This window comes from Enterococcus sp. E4-223, from assembly GCF_035727065.1.
GTDB classification, from domain to species: domain Bacteria; phylum Bacillota; class Bacilli; order Lactobacillales; family Enterococcaceae; genus Enterococcus_B; species Enterococcus_B faecium.
This window is the reverse complement of the sequence record NZ_JAPMLH010000002.1, coordinates 147,151-165,422: the sequence shown is the minus strand read 5'-3', so window position 1 is coordinate 165,422 and position 18,272 is coordinate 147,151. Positions and strand designations below refer to the sequence as shown.

Genomic DNA, 18,272 nt, shown 5'->3' with positions numbered 1-18,272 from the left:
CAGTAACATTTACAAAAGTTACTGTTTTCTAGTGGATTTTTGTAAATATCTTGTCAAAAAAAGTCTATTTTAAGTTATATAGTATAAATCCGTTTACAAAACATTTTCAAAAAAGTTATAATTTACGTAAAAAAATAAGAAGAAGGTATCTACATGTTATTACGTGAAAAAATCAAAGAAATCTCCTTTTCTCCTTCAGAAAATGAAGTGATCCAGTTTCTCTTAAGCGATTCTCCAGCACTTGGCGAAATGACCATCCAAGAGATCGCTGAGCGATGTTATGTCCACCCGTCTACACTCATCCGTGTAGCAAAAAAAATGGGTTTTGATGGCTGGGTCAGTTTTCGTAATGCTTTTTTAGCTGAAACAGCCTATCTTGAAGGGAATTTTCAAGACGTAGATGCGAATCTTCCTTTTTCCACCACAGACGGTATTATGACGATCGCAAATAAAATGGCTTCTTTAGAACAGATGACGATTCATGATACACTTTCTCTCATTCATCATGACCAACTGCAAAAAGCCAAACAACTAATGCTTCAAGCAAAAAAAATCGTGATTTTCGCCAGTAACTCGAATACTTTGATTTCTCAAGATTTCATGCTGAAAATGAAGCGCATCAAAATGGATGTCACGATTGTCACCACTTTTGGTGAATCATTCTATGAAGCGTACAATTGCACGAGTGATATGTGCGGGATTCTGATTTCTTATACGGGTGAAAACAATGTGATCCTTCGTACCGCAGAAATATTGAAACAAAATCATGTTCCAATTTTAGCTTTGACCAGTATCGGTGATTCAACGCTATCTGCAATGAGTACAGCCGCTTTGCGACTTACGACACGCGAGCGACTGTATTCAAAAATTGGTAATTTTACGATCAATACATCAATTTGTTATCTTCTAGACGTGTTATATAGTTGTGTTTTTGCAGAAAATTATCAACAGAATTTAGTCCATCTAATTTCTGTCGGTCAAAAATTCGATAAACGCCCTATCAGCTCAGCCATCATGAAAGAGCCTTTCAATTTTGAAAATAAAGAAGTGGAATAAAAAGAATAGTTAAGCCTAGTCCATTCTTCACCTAACCGTTCAGGTCAGTGCGGTGATAAGTGCATCGTCTGGCCCGACCGTCTCCCCTTGGTTTTCCAAAATATCCAAATAATCCGTGTAATTGGTGACGATCACAGGTGTTTCTAAACTGTATCCTTCCTTTTCGATTTTCTTTTTGTCGAAGCGTAGCAACAGATCGCCTTGTTTCACTCTTTCTCCTTGCTGCACTAAGCTTTCAAAATATTTCCCTTCCAACTGCACAGTATCCAATCCGACATGAATCAGCAATTCCAGCCCTGTTTCAGAAACCATTCCAATTGCATGTTTCGTCGGGAACAGGGTCATGACTGTTCCGTCAAAAGGGGCACGTACTTCTCCTTTTTCAGGGTAGATCAAGATTCCTCGACCTAGTGTTCCTTGTGCAAAAGCTGCATCCTTTGCTGCATTTAGTGGAGCGATTTGTCCTTGTATCGGTGTTTTTACAATTTCTTTACCTGATTTTTTCTGTATATCATCTGTTTCACCTGCTTCATCCTTCCAAAAGAAAAAAGTCAGCGTAAAGGATACCACCATCGCAATGGCGATCCCAATCAATACATTAATCACATCTGTTAAATCACCATCTGGTCTAATATAGTTGGGAATTGTAAAGATGCCTAGTCCACCTTGATTCCAAGAAGTTAAATTCATTAACCCACTATACGCGCCCCCTAACGCACCACCGACACAGGTAAAAATAAATATTTTTTTACGTGGTAATGTAAACCCATAAATAGCTGGCTCTGTAATCCCCACAATACCAGAAACAATGGCTGGTATTGCAATTGCTTTGTCTTTTGGATTTCTAAGCTTAAAGTAGAGTGCGGTAAGTGCTGCAGTTTGTCCAAAAGACACTACTGCAACAGGTGTCATAATATTTTGCCAACCATTCACAGAAAATTGCATCAATCCCATTGGTACGATTGCCCAATGGAGACCAAACATCACCAGAATTTGCCAGAAGAAGCCTACGATTGCTCCATAAATAACTGGCGAAAGTGCTAAAAGTGTTTCAAATCCAGCCATTAAAATATCAGTTGCGAATGTGAATGCTGGTCCAACGAGTAAAAAACCTAAGGGCATTGTAATAAGAACGGTGAAGAATGGAACGAAGAAATTCGCGATCATCTCAGGTACTAACTTTTTAATTGGCTTCTGAATTTGGCTAGCTAACAACACAATAAAGATAATGGGAATGACAGAAGAAGCGTAGTTACGCGCAATCCAGGGAATGCCAAATACTGTTTGATAAATAGGTGCTTCAAAAATAGTACCAGAAAATATGGTCGTCAGTGGTGCTTCTGCTGCACCACTCAAAACTTCCAGCGACAAGTTAGGATTCATTAATGCTGCGCCAAGCAACATCCCTACGAATTCATTTACTTTAAATTTACGGGCAGCTGTTAAACCGATAATAACAGGCATAAATTGGAATACAGAATCACCGATATTGTCGAACATAACAAATGTTCCAGAACCGCGATCAAACGCGCCTAAGAAGACAAGTAATGCTGTCAGTCCACGAATCATCCCACCAGCAGCCAGGATAGCAAGGAATGGCTGGAAACATCCCGATATTCCATCAATAAGCATATCAAACGGTCTCATTTTTTCTGTTGAAACAGCCTCATCAAAAGTAAGGTTTCCTGCTTTTATAACCTCTTCAAACACGACTGGCACATGATTCCCGATGACAACTTGGTACTGTCCTCCCGCTCGCATTACCGTCACAATACCGTCCATATTTTTCAAGATCTCATCATTTGCTTTTTCTTCGTTTTTTAATTTGAAACGAAGCCTTGTGATACAATGTGTCAAACCATTGATATTTTCCTTCCCGCCGACATTTTCTACAATTTTGCTCGCTAATTCTTGGTATTTTCCCATTTCTATTCCCTCCAATTAATTAGTGGAAGGTTTAGCCAACTGAATGTCACTACCCTTATTTCATACGTTCGTGTTAATTTGTCCTCCTTTTTATTTATTTACAACGATTCTCATGCACTAAACGCGCAGTATGGATCGTTAAATACATTTTTTCATCCGTGGACATCTGGTAGTTGAACGTCTCGGCTAAAAAGTCTGCTATTTTCTCAACGCAACCAAACGTATCCTTATATTTTTTTTGAATAACCTGAAACAATTCCTCAGAAACTTCTCCCACTTCTGATTTTTCTCCATCTAGGACGCGTGTCAGAAAAAAACGTAAGTGTGTGACGAATCGAAAAAAATGGACTGAATCATCATCAAATGTAATCTTATAGTAATAGCGGACGATATTTAGAATATCCTGTATTGTTATAGTAAACAGGTAGGTATTGTCTTGTTGGCTTTGAATGCCTTGTGCATTGACTAAATGCAATGCGATAAATCCGGCTTCATCTTCTGATAACTTGATGTGGTATTTATCCGAGATTTTCTTCACTGTTTTTTTCCCGATGGCATACTCTTTAGGAAATAGTTGTTTGATATCATACAGCAATACATTTGGTACAAATATTCCCATTTTGTGACGTTCGATAGCCGTATACAAATGATCCGTCAATGCAATATACACAGAATCATTCAACTGGACTTGTAGAGCCTCTTTTGTATATTCAATGATTTCACAAGAAATTTCTAAGTACTCAAGAGGAATCGCTTGTGCCAATTCTTGGAACTGTTGTGAAAGCCCGTCATTTGTCAACTGAAATCTTTTGTCGATGCATGAGTCAAAAATCGGGTCACCCACTTTCTTTTTGAATGCCAAACCTTTTCCCATCACGATCATTTCCTGATTTCTTTCATCCCTGGTTATTACGACGTTGTTATTCAGTACTTTCTCAATCAGCATGTTTTGCTCCTTTCCATGATATATAGGGCTGTATCCAAAACAAAAAGAAAAACCCAAAAAGCCGTCCATGGAACCATGGGAGACTCATCAGGTTTAGCTTGCATCAGGCAATCACTATCCAAGTTATATCATTTTCTTTATATTATCGAAAGCAAGTGTTTTTGTCAACGCTTTCTTAGTGGTTATTAGCCACTTTTTACTAGCTGTCGTCGTCTTTTTTTAATCGGGTGACTACGCCACTAACGCTCACAGATGAAGAATCTGGGAAGCTCTGTTTTATTTTCACTCTAGTGCTTAGGACAAAATGCTACTATGCTACTGTCACAACCTCTTTTTACACACCACTGCTTTGCAGTTTGTACATATCTGCATACAAACCATTTTGCGCTAGAAGTGTTTCATGATTCCCACGCTCTACTATATGACCTTTGTCTAAAACTAAAATCAATTCTGCATCCCGAATCGTGGACAGCCGATGGGCAATCGCAATCGTTGTCCGTCCTTGTCGCATTTTTGCCAATCCTTCTTGGATCAATCCTTCGGTTTCAGTATCGATATTTGCTGTTGCTTCATCCAATACTAGTATTTTAGGATCTGTCACGATTGTTCGCGCAAAAGTGATCAGCTGTCGTTGTCCACTAGAATAGCTGGCACCGTGTTCGATCACTTTTGAGTGATATCCTTTTGGTAATTCATCGATGAACTTGTTTGCTTGAACAAACTCAGCTGCATGGCGAATCTGTTCGTCTGTGATAGCTGGATTCATCATCCGGATATTTCCTGCAATATCTCCATAAAACAAGAAGGCATCTTGCAAGACCAATCCCATTTTCTTACGTAACTCTTCCATTGGATATTCTCGAATGTCATGATCATCAATCAAGATTTGGCCTTCATAAAATTCGTAAAACCGCATCAATACGTTGATGATCGAGCTTTTTCCGCTTCCGGTGTGCCCCACTAATGCAACGGTCTCACCCGGATTAGCGACAAAAGAGATATTGTTCAATACATTGTGCTCTCCATCATAAGAAAAGCTTACATTGCGAAACTCGATCTTACCTGAAGTAATCGCTTGATCTGCTCCAGGATTTTGTTGCGGTGCATATTCTTCTGTATCCATGATTTTCAAAATACGACTACCGGCAACCATCCCATCTGTAAAGGTGCTCAAAAAGTCCATCATTTGAGACATTGGATTAAAAAATCCCTGGACATAGGTCGTAAATGCATAGATCAGTCCAACTTCTACGGGAGAATGCAACGCATCGATCCCAAACAAAGTCAACGCCAACGCAATCGCCAATGCATAGAGAAAATTGATGATCGGACTTAACAGAATCGAATTCGTTTTGATCATCGCATAGCGCGTGTCTAAATACTCGTTGTTCACTTGTTCAAATTCTTTAGCTAAACGAGCTTCTTGGCGAAACTGCTGGATAATACGCATGCCGGAAATCGATTCATTCAATTTCGTGTTCAGCTGACTTAATTTTTCCCGCATATTTCGGTAAATACGAGAACTGAATTTCTGGTAATACCAGATGACGATTCCTAAAATCGGCAAAAACACCAAAGTCCACAAGGCAATTTCTCCATTGATTTGAAACATGGCAACGAAAGAAGAAACGACTGCAAAGATCCCAGTCAATACCATCAAAAAGACATACCAAAATTCAAATAGCGTTTCTGTATCATTCGTCACTCGAGAAACGGTCGATCCTGCCGGTGTCTGGTCAAAATAACGCATACCTAGTGTATGCAGCTTTTCAAATAATCTTACCCGAACATACTGATAGGTCTTCAATGAAGCCATGGAATACAAATACCATTGGAAAAACCAAATGATACTTTTGACTATGACTCCAAACAAGTACACACCAGCAAAAAACAAAATAACTTGTGTCGTAGCTGACTGTTTAGCCAGATGATCATCCATAAAAGTTTGGATGATCCTTGGCAATAGGACATTGATCACAGACAGGGCAAACGCAAATAAGATAGCAACGATGAACGTTCTTCTAAAAGGTTTGGCGAACTTCATCAGTCGTTTGATGATCTTCTTCTGTTCTTTAAGTGGAATCGATTTTGTCCATTCCGATTGATAATTTTCATCCATCAGGCCTCGCCTCCTTCTATCTTCGCTTCTAATTGCTGTTTTTCCCACATTCGTTCATACCAGCCACCTAATGCAAGCAGCTCGTGGTGGGTTCCTCGTTCAATGATTTTCCCTTGATCGACAACAATGATTTCTTTTGCATGCATCACGCTGCTTAAACGGTGAGCTGCAATGATGGTTGTTTTCTCTTTTCTTATTTCTTTTAAATTATGCAAGATAGCTTCTTCTGTTTTGGCATCTACTGCAGAAAGTGCATCATCTAAGATCAGCAATTCAGGATTTTTGATCAATGCTCGAGCAATCGAAATCCTTTGTTTCTGTCCGCCAGATAAAGAGACTCCACGTTCTCCAACTAAGGTATCATAACCTTTTGGCAATTCCTTGATTTCATTGTTGATAAATGCTAAAGAAGCCGCATGCTCTACTTCTTCTTCTGAAAGTTTTGGATTAGAAAAACGGATATTATCTCGAATGGTCATCGAAAACAGGAAGTGATCCTGAGGCACATAACCGATTGATCCTAATAAAGCATTCAATGAATATTCTTTGATCGAACGTCCGCCAAATTGGATTTTCCCTTGATAATCATCGTATTCACGCATCAGTAATTTGATGATCGTCGTTTTTCCCGCACCAGTTTTCCCAACAATACCTAATGTTTCTCCTTCTTGGATTGCAAACTTTATTTGTCCTAATGCTGGTGATTCTTCTTTCGGATAGTTAAAAGAGGAAATAGCTACATTCAGCTCGCCTTTTGCCGGGGTCTGCACTGCACCCAGTTGTTCCACGATATGCGTCTTTTCATGCAAAAGTTCATTGACGCGATCATAAGAAGCATTTCCTCTTTCCAATACGTTGAACAATCGACCAATCGCAAACATCGGCCAAACAAGCATACCGATATAGCTAATAAATGAGACCATCTGCCCAATCGAGATCGTGCCTTCCAAGACATACTTTCCACCTAAAATAATTGTTGCAACATAAGACAGACCGATAATCAAGGTAATGAATGGATCAAATAAGGAGTCTAAAAAATTGACTCGTTTGTTTTTAATAATTGCATCTTCAATCTTTTCTTCAAAATCCGCTAGATCTTCTTTTTCTTGTCCAAATGTTTTAATGACTTTGATCCCAGTGATACTTTCTTGTGTCTTATCATTGATACTAGAAAAAGCTTCTTGCGAATCACGAAAAGCATCATGGAGTTTCGACCCCAGCACTCGTGAAGTGACGGCCAGCAAAGGCAGAGGAATCAGCGCAATCAGTGTTAAGCGCCAATCAATAAACAAAATCATCGCAATGATCGTTGTTCCGCCCGTAATCACTGAATCTGCAAAGGTCAAGATACCAGCTCCTGCTACATTCTGGATCGCATTCAAATCATTCGTTGCATGAGCCATCAAATCCCCAGTCCGATATTTTTGGTAAAAGAGATTGTCCATTTCTGTAAAATGTTTGAATAACTGCTGCCGAAGTTCTTTCTCCAACCGAGCTGCACTTCCCCAAATATTCGTCCGCCAGATATAACGAAAAAGATATTGTAAAAAAGCAGCGATAATCAATAGGAAGATCCACCCGAAAATGATCTTTACTGATAAATTTTTATCGGCAATCTCATCAATGATGATCCCAATCACTTTTGGAGGAACTAACTGTACCAAGGCCACTGCGAATAGCGAGAAAACCCCAATTAAATAATGTTTCTTTTCCTGACGAAAAAACCAGCCTAACTTTCTAAAAATCGACATTTTACTCCTCCTTTGTCTTTATCAAGAGCCTAGGATTGTCAGTGCTTGTCTTTTTGCTGAATAATCTGAATAGTCTAACAAATTACGAAATAAAAAACGGACTGAAAAAATCAGCCCGTAAAAAGTCGTTGGGTCAGAACCTATTTTTTCCCTTGGTTCTTCATTTGCTGCATCATCTGGCGAATTTTCTTCTCAGATGGTTTTTGCCCCATTGACATCATCATTGATCGCAACATGTCCTCATTAACGGGAGGATTTTTTTCTAAATAGTCTTTCATATATTTACGCGCTAGGAAAAAGCCACCTACTGCGCCGATTAGCAAAGCAATAATAGCAATAAGTACGACAATACCTGTTGATAACATATAAATCTCTCCTTTCTATTTCCGAATTGCTCTCAATGACTTATTTTACTAAAGTTTATTGAAAAAAGAAAGGCGTATTCTTTAGTTTCATGCAAAAAATAGTGGTTTTTTTAGAGGAGAACAAAATTTCTTTCGTCATCTAGCAAGACGCGCCACGAAAATAAATTAGGCATACCGAATCTTTTTCTTTAATTTTTTCTTTTTGAGGTGTAGAATGTAATCGTAGATAAATAGGAAAGGTGGTTTTTTCTTGAATAATCAATCCAACAAACAATTTCATAAGCATCGACTTATTGAACATACAAATGGTTTATCTTTAGCTGAAGTAAATGGAACAGTTGATGTACCAAAGGGGAAAAGTTTTTTTAAAACACTTCTTGCTTACTCTGGACCAGGTGCATTAGTAGCAGTTGGGTATATGGACCCGGGTAACTGGTCTACTTCGATCACCGGAGGACAAAATTTCCAATATTTATTGATGTCAGTTATTTTGATGTCTAGTCTTATTGCTATGCTTTTACAGTATATGGCAGCAAAATTAGGAATCGTGAGCCAAATGGATTTGGCACAGGCAATCCGAGCACGCACAAGTAAGACATTAGGTGTCATTTTATGGATATTGACTGAATTAGCCATTATGGCAACAGACATCGCAGAAGTCATTGGTGCAGCAATCGCCCTCTACTTACTTTTTGATATTCCATTGGTGATTGCCGTCTTTATTACTGTATTAGATGTTTTCGTTCTCTTACTACTGACAAAAGTCGGGTTTCGTAAGATCGAAGCACTGGTTGTCTGCTTAATTTTCGTCATTTTATTCGTTTTTGTCTATCAAGTTGGCTTGTCTAACCCAGATTGGCACAGTTTATTTGCTGGCTTTATCCCTAACAGCCATACATTCTCCGACTCACCGGTCATCGGCGGCGAAACTCCGCTGACTGGAGCTTTAGGGATTATTGGTGCAACAGTCATGCCGCATAACTTATATCTTCATTCAGCAGTTTCACAAACTCGGAAGATTGATCACCAAGACGAAGAAGATGTAGCACAAGCTGTACGTTTTTCTACTTGGGACTCTAATATCCAATTGTCGATGGCTTTTCTAGTCAATGCATTGCTATTGATCATGGGTGTCGCTGTCTTCAAAACCGGTTCTGTCCAAGATCCTTCCTTTTTTGGTCTGTATGAAGCCTTATCTGATCCATCAGCTATGAGCAATGGTATCTTGATTGCTGTAGCAAAATCTGGTATCTTATCCACTTTATTTGCTGTAGCACTTCTTGCTTCTGGCCAGAACTCTACTATTACTGGTACGTTGACCGGTCAAGTCATCATGGAAGGCTTCATCCATATGCGTATCCCGATTTGGCTAAGAAGACTGGTCACACGATTGCTTTCTGTGATTCCTGTATTGATTTGTGTTTTGTTTACAAGTACAAAAGGAACGATCGAAGAACATACCGCTTTGAATAACTTGATGAATGAATCCCAAGTGTTCTTGGCTTTTGCGTTGCCGTTTTCGATGATCCCTTTACTGATGATGACCAACAGCCAAGCGGAGATGGGTAGCCGATTTAAAAATTCATTTGTTGTAAAACTTCTTGGCTGGTTCTCTGTGATTAGTCTGACTTACTTGAACTTACGAGGATTACCAGGACAGATCGAAAGTTTCTTCGGCGAGCAAGCCACTTCAGCTCAACTAGCATTGGCTGATCAAATCGCTTATGTAATCATTGTTCTTGTCCTTCTCCTATTGGCATGGACGATTGGTGATTTATATAAAGGAAACAAAAAATATGAACAGCGTTTGCAGGAAACGGTAGAAGAAATCGAATAGAAACTGATTTTTCCACACAAAGACCCTTGATAGTTAGGTTAAAAATCTAGCTACCAAGGGTCTTTTTATTTAGAAGATAAAGCTTTTTTCAGATTTAATTTACTGAAAACTAGCATGCTTGTTACTACGATGAATTGCGTTAACGGCACGCCTGCGCCAGTGTAGACACTTAAAAAATAATCCTTTTTTTCTGGCGCATAAGAACAAAACCACGAGACACCGAAAAGAAAAACCAATTGTGTCAGTATTAATCCGGTGACCACAATCAAAGAGGAACTATAATAGGCACGATCAGCTTTTGCAAATACGGTTCCTAGTATCATAAGTAATATCCCTGCTATTGAAGCAATCAGCACGGGAATAGCCAGAACTTGGTAAATTTTTATGATGACATTCGCGACTTTTGCTGATTTTGTTAATTGGAAATTAGGTGTTCTCGGTTCATTACTATCGATCCAATTCTCCATTAGCGGAAGGTTTAATAATTCTTGAGCCTGTTTGACTTGTTCTTGCGTTCCGAAACTATAATTTCCTCCTTGATGGAAATCTTTATATCGCCATGCATAAGCGTATCCTGATTGAAGGAAATCGAATACGATTGGCAGATCACTCATCGTCTTTCCATCTCCTGATCCCATCAGATAGAACTCTTTTTTCTTTTTGATGGTTCCCTTGTGATAGGCTTCTTCTAATTCTTGGTTGACTTTTTTCCAAAAATCATTGGTTTCTTTTGCATTGTTTTGGTAATAACCAGATTCGCTTACCACGTCTCGCAATGCCCAAAAGATGATATCTCCGGGTAATTCTTTTACTTTTCCACCTTGAGTCCACGCGTGAGTCGTATATAATTCGTCAATACGGGTAGAAACAGTATGGAATGTAGGAGATGCGGCTAATGCTTTATTTAGTGCAGCATGTGAGACCCATATCTCACTGTTTTCTTTATTCAAGTTCGTTTCATCATCTATTCGGATCAGTTGTTTCATCAAACGTCCAAATTCTCCACTGGAACGGTCATTGATGGTTGCAATACCGTATGTTGTCTCATTTTTATATTCGATCCACTGATAGACGATGGAAAAGCCAACTATAGGAAGTAAAAACAATGAAAGTTTCAGCCATTCCCGTTTCGAGAGAAGAAAGAGTCGTTTTTTTAACTTCTTTACTTCTTTGAAAGAAAAGTCTTGCCCTAGCAAGATCTGGACGAAACTGATACCCAAAGCTACTACAGTAAAAGGAAGAAGCCAGATAGAATCTTCGCGAATGAACCAAAAGAAAGGAAAAGCGACAGAAAGCCCTAAAAACCATGGCAGCAATTTTCTGCTAGAACCGTATTTGCGGTAATAAATAGCTAATAAACAAGCGATAATGATCTCAACAGCCGGAATCACGAGGGCATTACGATATGTTCGAGTGGAATATTCATGTGTAAAACTAATCGGAGAAAACAAAAAATAAAAATAGATACTTAAAAGAAGATACTTGTTCTTCACAATCGGTTTAAACGCGAGTGCAACCAATATACTGGCAAAAATACTGAATATGCCGAACAAAACTGCATAAGAAAGATGCAGTTTATGTGCAAGTACTAAAAATAAGCTGTAGGAGATTCCTTTGGAAAGTGTTGTAGTCGTATACTCCCCTAGCCATTTACCGTCCAAAATATTTTGAGCATAGCGAATCAGCAGCTGGTCATCATAGGTTGCCGACATGTCTGTTCCATAGATTGCTTTACTATATAAATACAAACGAATAATTGTAAATAATAGGGCTATGCCAAGAATAAAGTATCTATGTTTCTTTTTTAGTTGGTTGATCAAGGGTTTTAAAGTGTTCAGCATCTTTTCGTCCTTCCAATCACGTTTTGCCACTTGCTTGTGAAACTTTTCGTTTTTTTACTTTTCTACCAGTATACCTTGTTTGTCTAAATTTAAAAAGAGGGGGGAGAAGATGCATGATGAAAAAGACTGCAAAAAGTACTCCTTTGTTTCTTAAACAAAAAAGGACAAGGCAATGTGCCTGGTCCTTTTTTGCTGCTGTCAGATAGAAAATCTTAGAGTATCACTTCTTCTGCTAATAACTCAGGAAACACTTCTGGATCGAATGTTTGCGCTTTGAACATGGCGATTTCTTTTCCATATGGTGCGTAAGCTTTCTTTTTATCTTTGCCGACATAGGGAGTTTCCAAGATTTTCGAAATATTGTCAAACATTGGATCATGGACGATCTTATTCAGCGTGTCGAATCCGATTGTTCCAAAACCAATATTGGCGTGCCGGTCTTTATGCGAACCTTGCGGATTTTTAGAATCATTGATATGGAGTACTTTAAGCCGATCTAACCCGATGATCTTATCAAACTCTTCCATTACACCTGAAAAGTCTTCTTTAATATTATAACCGGCATCATTCGTATGACAGGTGTCAAAAGTAACGGATAATTTTTCATTCAATTTTACTCCATCGATGATTTGCGCTAATTCCTCAAATGTTCGACCGATTTCCGTACCTTTACCTGCCATTGTCTCCAAAGCGATTTGTGCCGTCTGTTCTTTTGTCAAAACTTCATTCAAGCCTTCAATAATTCTAGCAATTCCGGCTTCTGTTCCTGCCCCTACATGAGCACCTGGGTGAAGTGTAATTTGAGTAGCGCCTAAAGCTTCCGCACGAATAATCTCTTCTCTCAGAAATTGGACGGCAAAAGGAAACATTTCTGGTTTGATCGTATTCCCCAAATTAATGATATAAGGGGCATGAACGACGATATTTGTTAGACCGTTTTCTGCCATGTACGCTTTTCCGGCATCAATATTCATCTCTTCGATGGCTTTTCTTCTAGTGTTTTGAGGGGCGCCTGTATAGATCATAAAAGTCGAAGATCCATAACTGGCTGCTTCTTCTGCTGCTCCTAACAGCATTTTCTTTCCGCTCATGCTGACGTGTGAGCCTAATAACATGGATGGATTCCTCCTTGAAAGGCAATTGTTACTAACAATTCCTATATATTGGTAAAATGATATACAAAGAAAATGATTGATTTTTCTTTGCCCTGTTCTCCATAGTAACTGAAATTTTCTCTAAAGAAAAGCTTAAGAACTCTTTTATAAAAAAGATCATTTTCTCACGTTTTAACTCCTTTAAAAAAGAAATTCCTGCCAAAAACAGCCTTGTCTGTTTTTTTGTTCTATTATTTGCTATAATTAGCGAAATAAAACCATTAGTTGAGGTGACCCTTTTGCCACGCAAAAATACTCGAAAAAAACAGAATAGAAGAAAAAAAGAAAAATGGTTTGTTCCTAAGATTATTTTTAGAGTTTTTCAATCATTGACTGTTTTTATTACTGTTCTTCTCTTGATGTTCGCAGCTCTAGGTATTGGAATAGGCGCTGGCTATTTTGCCTATCTCGTCGAAGACACACAATTGCCGACTAAAAAAGCACTGCAGACAGAACTAGGAAACATTACAGAAACGTCAAAGATTGTTTATGCAGATAATACAGAGATATCAAAAATCCAGACAGATCTGATGCGCACGACTATTTCATCTGATAAGATTTCTCCTTTATTGAAAACTGCAATTATCAGCACAGAGGATGAATACTTTGATAAACACCAAGGTTACGTTCCTAAAGCTGTTTTACGAGCATTAGTATCTGAAGCTACTGGTATTGGCTCTTCTGGTGGATCAACTTTGACACAGCAATTAGTCAAACAGCAGATCCTTACAGATGAAACAACATTCAAACGTAAAGCAAACGAGATCATTCTTTCTGCACAAGTAGAAAAATACTTTTCAAAAGATGAGATCATTGCTACGTATTTGAATGTCTCACCATTTGGTCGTAATAATAAGGGTCAAAACATTGCTGGAGTCCAGGAAGCTGCAAAAGGAATCTTTGGTGTAGATGCAAAAGATGTTACTCTGCCGCAAGCTGCTTACATCGCTGGATTACCCCAAAGCCCGATCACGTATAGTCCATACACGAACACAGGCGCGCTAAAAGAAGATCTTTCTGCCGGCCTTGCCAGAAAAGATTTTGTTTTATTCAGTATGTATCGTGAAGGCCAAATTACGAAAGAACAATACGAAGAAGCAAAAGCCTATGACCTTACAAAAGACTTTCTACCACAACAAATCGCAGAACAGACTGACAGAGAATTCTTGTATTATACTGTGATGAATGAAGCAACAAGAATCATTGCACAACAATTGGCTGAAAAAGACAACGCTGATATGTCTGATTCATCGATCAGTGACGCTTATTATCAAAAGGCACAGCAAACGATCCAAAATAAAGGATATACAATCCATTCGACAATCGATAAAGATGTCTATGCTGCATTGCAAAATGGCGTTGAAAATTATGGATACATGTTAGATGATGGTGCTGGCAGTCAAGTAGAAACCGGAAATGTATTGATGGATAACAGAACTGGCCGCATCTACGGATTCGTTGGCGGACGGAATTACAGTCAGAATCAAAATAACCATGCCTTCGATACAGAACGTCAAGCTGGCTCATCAATCAAACCAGTTCTTGTTTACGGACCTGCAATCGACATGGGGCTTATCGGATCAGAATCCCGTGTATCAGATTATGCAACAACTTGGCAAGAAGGAGAAAATGCTGGCGAGAAAATCGTCAATGCTACTAACGAAGGATCGAACACCTTCCAAACCGTCCGTGAGTCACTAGAATGGTCCAACAATATCCCGGCTTATCACTTATATCAAGATGTGTTGAATTCCGGTGGATCGAAACAATATGCTTACGAGCACTACTTGGCAAAGATGAACTACCCGGCAAATGACAATTGGGGCGTTGAATCTGCTCCTTTAGGTACAGTAGATGTCACGACGCTTCAACAGACCAACGGATTTCAGGCTTTAGCAAACGGCGGCGTCTATGAAGAAGGCTATATCATCGATTCCATCACAGATAACGCAGGAAATGTAATTTATAAACACGAAAGCAACTCTGTCCGGATCTATTCGGAAGCAACGGCATCGATCATGAATGACATGATGCGCAGTGTGATCAATGCAAAAATCACTACACCATTCAAAGATGCTATCTCAAGCTTAAACGGAAATCTAGGAAAAGCAGATTGGGTCGGAAAAACTGGTTCTACCAATGAATACCGAGATTCATGGCTAATTGTCTCTACTCCGTCTATTACCATCAGTAGCTGGGCAGGGCACGATGACAATACTGGAATGGACAGCAAAGCAAGGATACGTTCGGCTAATTATCTTGCCAATCTGATCAATCAAGCTTACCAAGCAAAACCTGACATTTTTGGCACTGATGAGAAATTCGAATTATCATCTGATGTGATGAAGAAAAAAGTATCTGGATTTACTGGTCAAACACCTGGAAAAGTTACTGTCAATAAAAAATCCATTCAAACACCTGGAAAAACAGTTGAATCGCTATGGGCGAAAAATGGACCGAAGAAAAGCGCCTTTAAGTTTGGCGTTGGCGGTACCGATGAAAACTATACAGATTACTGGAACACCGCTTCAGCTTATGCAAGAGCGAATCAAGCAACCAAAGAATCAGATGAGAAAGATGATTGATTTAATAGAATACACAGTAATAAGGGAATGTGACAATAGTATTGTCACATTCCCTTATTTTTTTGATGATGGTGAACAAAATGCAGCATCTATACACGGATTGTTTTATATACGATAAATGTAATTTCAACCACTTTCTCTCTTTTTTAAGACACAAAAAAAGGATTATAACAAAATTTTGTCATAACCCCTTTTCCCGAATAAACGGTGTTCTCCTGCCAACTCCGAATCACGAGTCACAATATTCATCAAACATGAGATGCTGTTTTTTGAAATTGCTCCTTGTAACGCAGAGTTAAACGGCAGGCACACAACCTCTGAATGGTTGTCCTTTTATTATTTTGTAGATCCTTTTTCTTCGATTCCATAAGGCAAGATAATCGTTTTTTCTTCGACTTCTTCTTTATTCATCATTTTCGTCAATAGGCGCATAGATACCGCCCCTAAATCGTATAATGGTTGTGTGATACTTGTTAAACGAGGACGAGCTACTTCTGTCAGTAGTGAATTGTTACTTGTGATGATTTCGAATTCTTCCGGTACTTTCACGCCACGGTCTAATAAACCATCCAAAATACCGATGGCTAATTCATCATCTGAAACATAGACAGCTGTTGCACCGCTATTATGGATCCGATCGACTAGAGATAGACCATCTTTGAAGTTGTATTGTGCTTCAAAGATCAATCCTTCGCTATATGGTAGGTTATTTTCGCTTAATGCTTCTTTATAGCCTTTCAGACGATTTTGTCCATTGATAGGATCGATCAACGCACCACTGACAAAAGCGATTTTTTTATTGCCGCTTTTTGCCAATTTGTTTACTGCATCTTTTGTTGCGGATACATAATCAATGTTTACGCTACCTACTTGTTCATCTGGATCAATAGAGCCAGCTAATACAACAGGAGTTTTTGAACGTGAAAATTCTCCACGGATTTCGTCTGTGATATGGTGACCCATGAAGATCACGCCGTCCACTTGCTTAGCCAGTAAGTTATTCAATACATTGACTTCTTTTTGGTCGTTGCCATCTGAATTTGCTAAGATAATATTGTATTTGTACATTGTTGCCACATCATCGATACCACGTGCTAAAGAAGCAAAGAACATATTGCTGACATCAGGGATGATTACCCCAACTGTTGTTGTTTTCTTACTTGCCAAGCCACGCGCAACTGCGTTTGGACGATAATCCAAGCGATCGATAACTTCCAAGACTTTTTTTCTTGTTGCTGGTTTGACGTTTGGATTGCCATTTACGACACGTGAAACAGTAGCCATCGAAACATTTGCCTCTCTCGCTACATCATAGATAGTGATTGTTTGCTTTTCCATTTGTGTTCTCCTATTCATATTTTATATGTTTTCTGAAAATACGTCTTACATTTCTAAAATAGAATATCAAATAATCTCAAGAATTGCAACCGTTTTATCTCTGTTTTCATGAAAATTTTTACTTTTTTCAGTTTTTAGAACGTTGGTCTTTTAATAAATCAGTGGTACAATTATTGAATACAAAATTAATTTAGAAAGTAGGTTGCCAAATGAATAACGTAAAAATCAATGAACTACGTCAATGGATGGCACAACACCAAGTCGAATTGGCTTATATCAGCGACCCTGGCCACATCGCTTACTTTTCCGGATACGAAAGTGATCCTCATGAGCGTGTACTAGCTCTTTTTATCCCTCTTGAACAAGATCCTTTCCTTTTCACTCCTGCTTTGGAAGTTGAAGATGCTCAAAACAGTAGTTGGGCGTATGATGTCCGTGGCTATTTAGACAGCGAAAACCCTTGGGAGATCATCGGAAAAGAACTTCGTGCTCGCTATGGTCAGCCTGGCAATGTAGGGATTGAAAAGAATGCTCTGACTGTCGAGCGCTTCGATGCTATCTCTGATATCTTGACGGGAACGGATTCTTACACTGATCTAACTTCCATCATCCAACGTCTACAACTGATCAAAACTCTAGAGGAAAAAGACAAACTGATCGAAGCTGGTAAATGGGCCGATGTTGCATTTGAGATTGGCTTTAAAGCAGTGAAAGAAGGCGTGACTGAACAAGCGATCATTGCAGAAATCGAATACCAATTGAAAAAACAAGGTGTTTCACAAATGTCTTTCGACACATTAGTCCTTGCAGGAGCAAATGCTGCAAGCCCTCATGGTACACCAGGAAACACGAAGATTTCACCGAATGAACTTGTGTTATTCGATCTTGGCGTTGTTTGGAATGGCTATTGCAGTGATGCTACTCGTACAATTGCTTATCAAAAACCAACCGACTTCCAAGAAAAAATATACAACATCACTCTTGAAGCACAGCTTGCCGCACAAGAAGCCGTCCGTCCAGGTGTGACAGCAGGTGAACTTGATCAAATCGCACGAAACGTGATCAACAGCTATGGCTACGGCGAATATTTCAATCACCGTTTAGGTCACGGGATCGGAACAACCGTCCACGAATTCCCTTCCCTTGTAGAAGGAAATGACTTAGTAATCGAAGAAGGGATGTGCTTCTCTCTTGAACCAGGAATCTATATTCCTGAAAAAGTAGGGGTACGTATCGAAGACTGTGTATATGTGACAAGCGATGGCTGTGTGCCATTCACGACTACACCAAAAGAATTACTTGTTTTAGAAAAATAAGAGTAAAAAAGGTGAGAGCTAGTCCGCTCCCACCTTTT

The 18,272-nt window shown here is 39.0% G+C and carries 12 protein-coding genes; 4 read left to right on the top strand and 8 right to left on the bottom strand.

Annotation, left to right across the window (positions count from 1 at the left end; all coding sequences use genetic code 11):
- The first annotated feature begins 153 nt into the window (after positions 1–153).
- On the top strand, positions 154–1,056 hold the full coding sequence (locus OS139_RS03540; protein ID WP_002306223.1) for a MurR/RpiR family transcriptional regulator: 903 nt from the start codon (positions 154–156) through the stop codon (positions 1,054–1,056).
- Positions 1,057–1,095: 39 nt separating this feature from the next.
- On the opposite strand, the gene OS139_RS03535 is transcribed toward OS139_RS03540, so the two are convergent.
- The 5 genes from OS139_RS03535 to OS139_RS03515 form a co-directional block, all read right to left on the bottom strand.
- A complete protein-coding gene (locus tag OS139_RS03535) occupies positions 1,096–2,982 on the bottom strand; it encodes a beta-glucoside-specific PTS transporter subunit IIABC (RefSeq protein ID WP_002331553.1) in 1,887 nt (628 codons plus the stop codon).
- Positions 2,983–3,076: 94 nt separating this feature from the next.
- Complete coding sequence (licT, locus tag OS139_RS03530; protein WP_325066801.1) at positions 3,077–3,928, bottom strand: BglG family transcription antiterminator LicT; 852 nt, start codon at positions 3,926–3,928, stop codon at positions 3,077–3,079.
- Between the two features lie 334 nt (positions 3,929–4,262).
- Complete coding sequence (locus OS139_RS03525; protein WP_002313511.1) at positions 4,263–6,047, bottom strand: ABC transporter ATP-binding protein; 1,785 nt, start codon at positions 6,045–6,047, stop codon at positions 4,263–4,265.
- The gene (locus OS139_RS03520; RefSeq protein ID WP_002331555.1) at positions 6,047–7,798 is read right to left on the bottom strand and encodes an ABC transporter ATP-binding protein; all 1,752 of its coding nucleotides are present in this window, start codon (positions 7,796–7,798) and stop codon (positions 6,047–6,049) included. Before OS139_RS03520 ends, OS139_RS03525 begins: the two co-directional genes overlap by 1 nt.
- A 140-nt stretch (positions 7,799–7,938) precedes the next feature.
- Entirely contained in the window at positions 7,939–8,163 is a 225-nt protein-coding gene (locus tag OS139_RS03515) for a YneF family protein (RefSeq protein WP_002294955.1), read from the bottom strand.
- Between the two features lie 250 nt (positions 8,164–8,413).
- On the opposite strand from OS139_RS03515, the gene OS139_RS03510 reads away from it, so the two are divergent.
- Positions 8,414–10,000, top strand: coding sequence for an Nramp family divalent metal transporter (locus OS139_RS03510; protein ID WP_002323831.1), 1,587 nt, complete (start codon positions 8,414–8,416; stop codon positions 9,998–10,000).
- Positions 10,001–10,065: 65 nt separating this feature from the next.
- On the opposite strand, the gene OS139_RS03505 is transcribed toward OS139_RS03510, so the two are convergent.
- Positions 10,066–11,841, bottom strand: coding sequence for a glucosyltransferase (locus OS139_RS03505; protein ID WP_325066800.1), 1,776 nt, complete (start codon positions 11,839–11,841; stop codon positions 10,066–10,068).
- A 212-nt stretch (positions 11,842–12,053) separates the two neighbouring features.
- Positions 12,054–12,956, bottom strand: a complete 903-nt coding sequence (locus tag OS139_RS03500; protein ID WP_002331556.1) for a deoxyribonuclease IV — start codon at positions 12,954–12,956, stop codon at positions 12,054–12,056.
- Positions 12,957–13,234: 278 nt separating this feature from the next.
- Here OS139_RS03500 and OS139_RS03495 point away from each other — a divergent pair, with 278 nt between their 5' ends.
- Positions 13,235–15,580: a transglycosylase domain-containing protein gene (locus OS139_RS03495; RefSeq protein ID WP_002331557.1), complete on the top strand. Its 2,346-nt coding sequence runs from the start codon at positions 13,235–13,237 to the stop codon at positions 15,578–15,580.
- 336 nt (positions 15,581–15,916) lie between these two features.
- Here the strand turns inward: OS139_RS03495 and ccpA are convergent, their stop codons facing one another.
- Positions 15,917–16,918 (bottom strand): catabolite control protein A, encoded by a 1,002-nt coding sequence (gene ccpA / locus OS139_RS03490; protein WP_002291653.1) that lies wholly within the window; start codon positions 16,916–16,918, stop codon positions 15,917–15,919.
- A gap of 209 nt (positions 16,919–17,127) precedes the next feature.
- On the opposite strand from ccpA, the gene OS139_RS03485 reads away from it, so the two are divergent.
- Positions 17,128–18,234 (top strand): aminopeptidase P family protein, encoded by a 1,107-nt coding sequence (locus OS139_RS03485; protein ID WP_002296134.1) that lies wholly within the window; start codon positions 17,128–17,130, stop codon positions 18,232–18,234.
- Positions 18,235–18,272 lie beyond the last annotated feature (38 nt).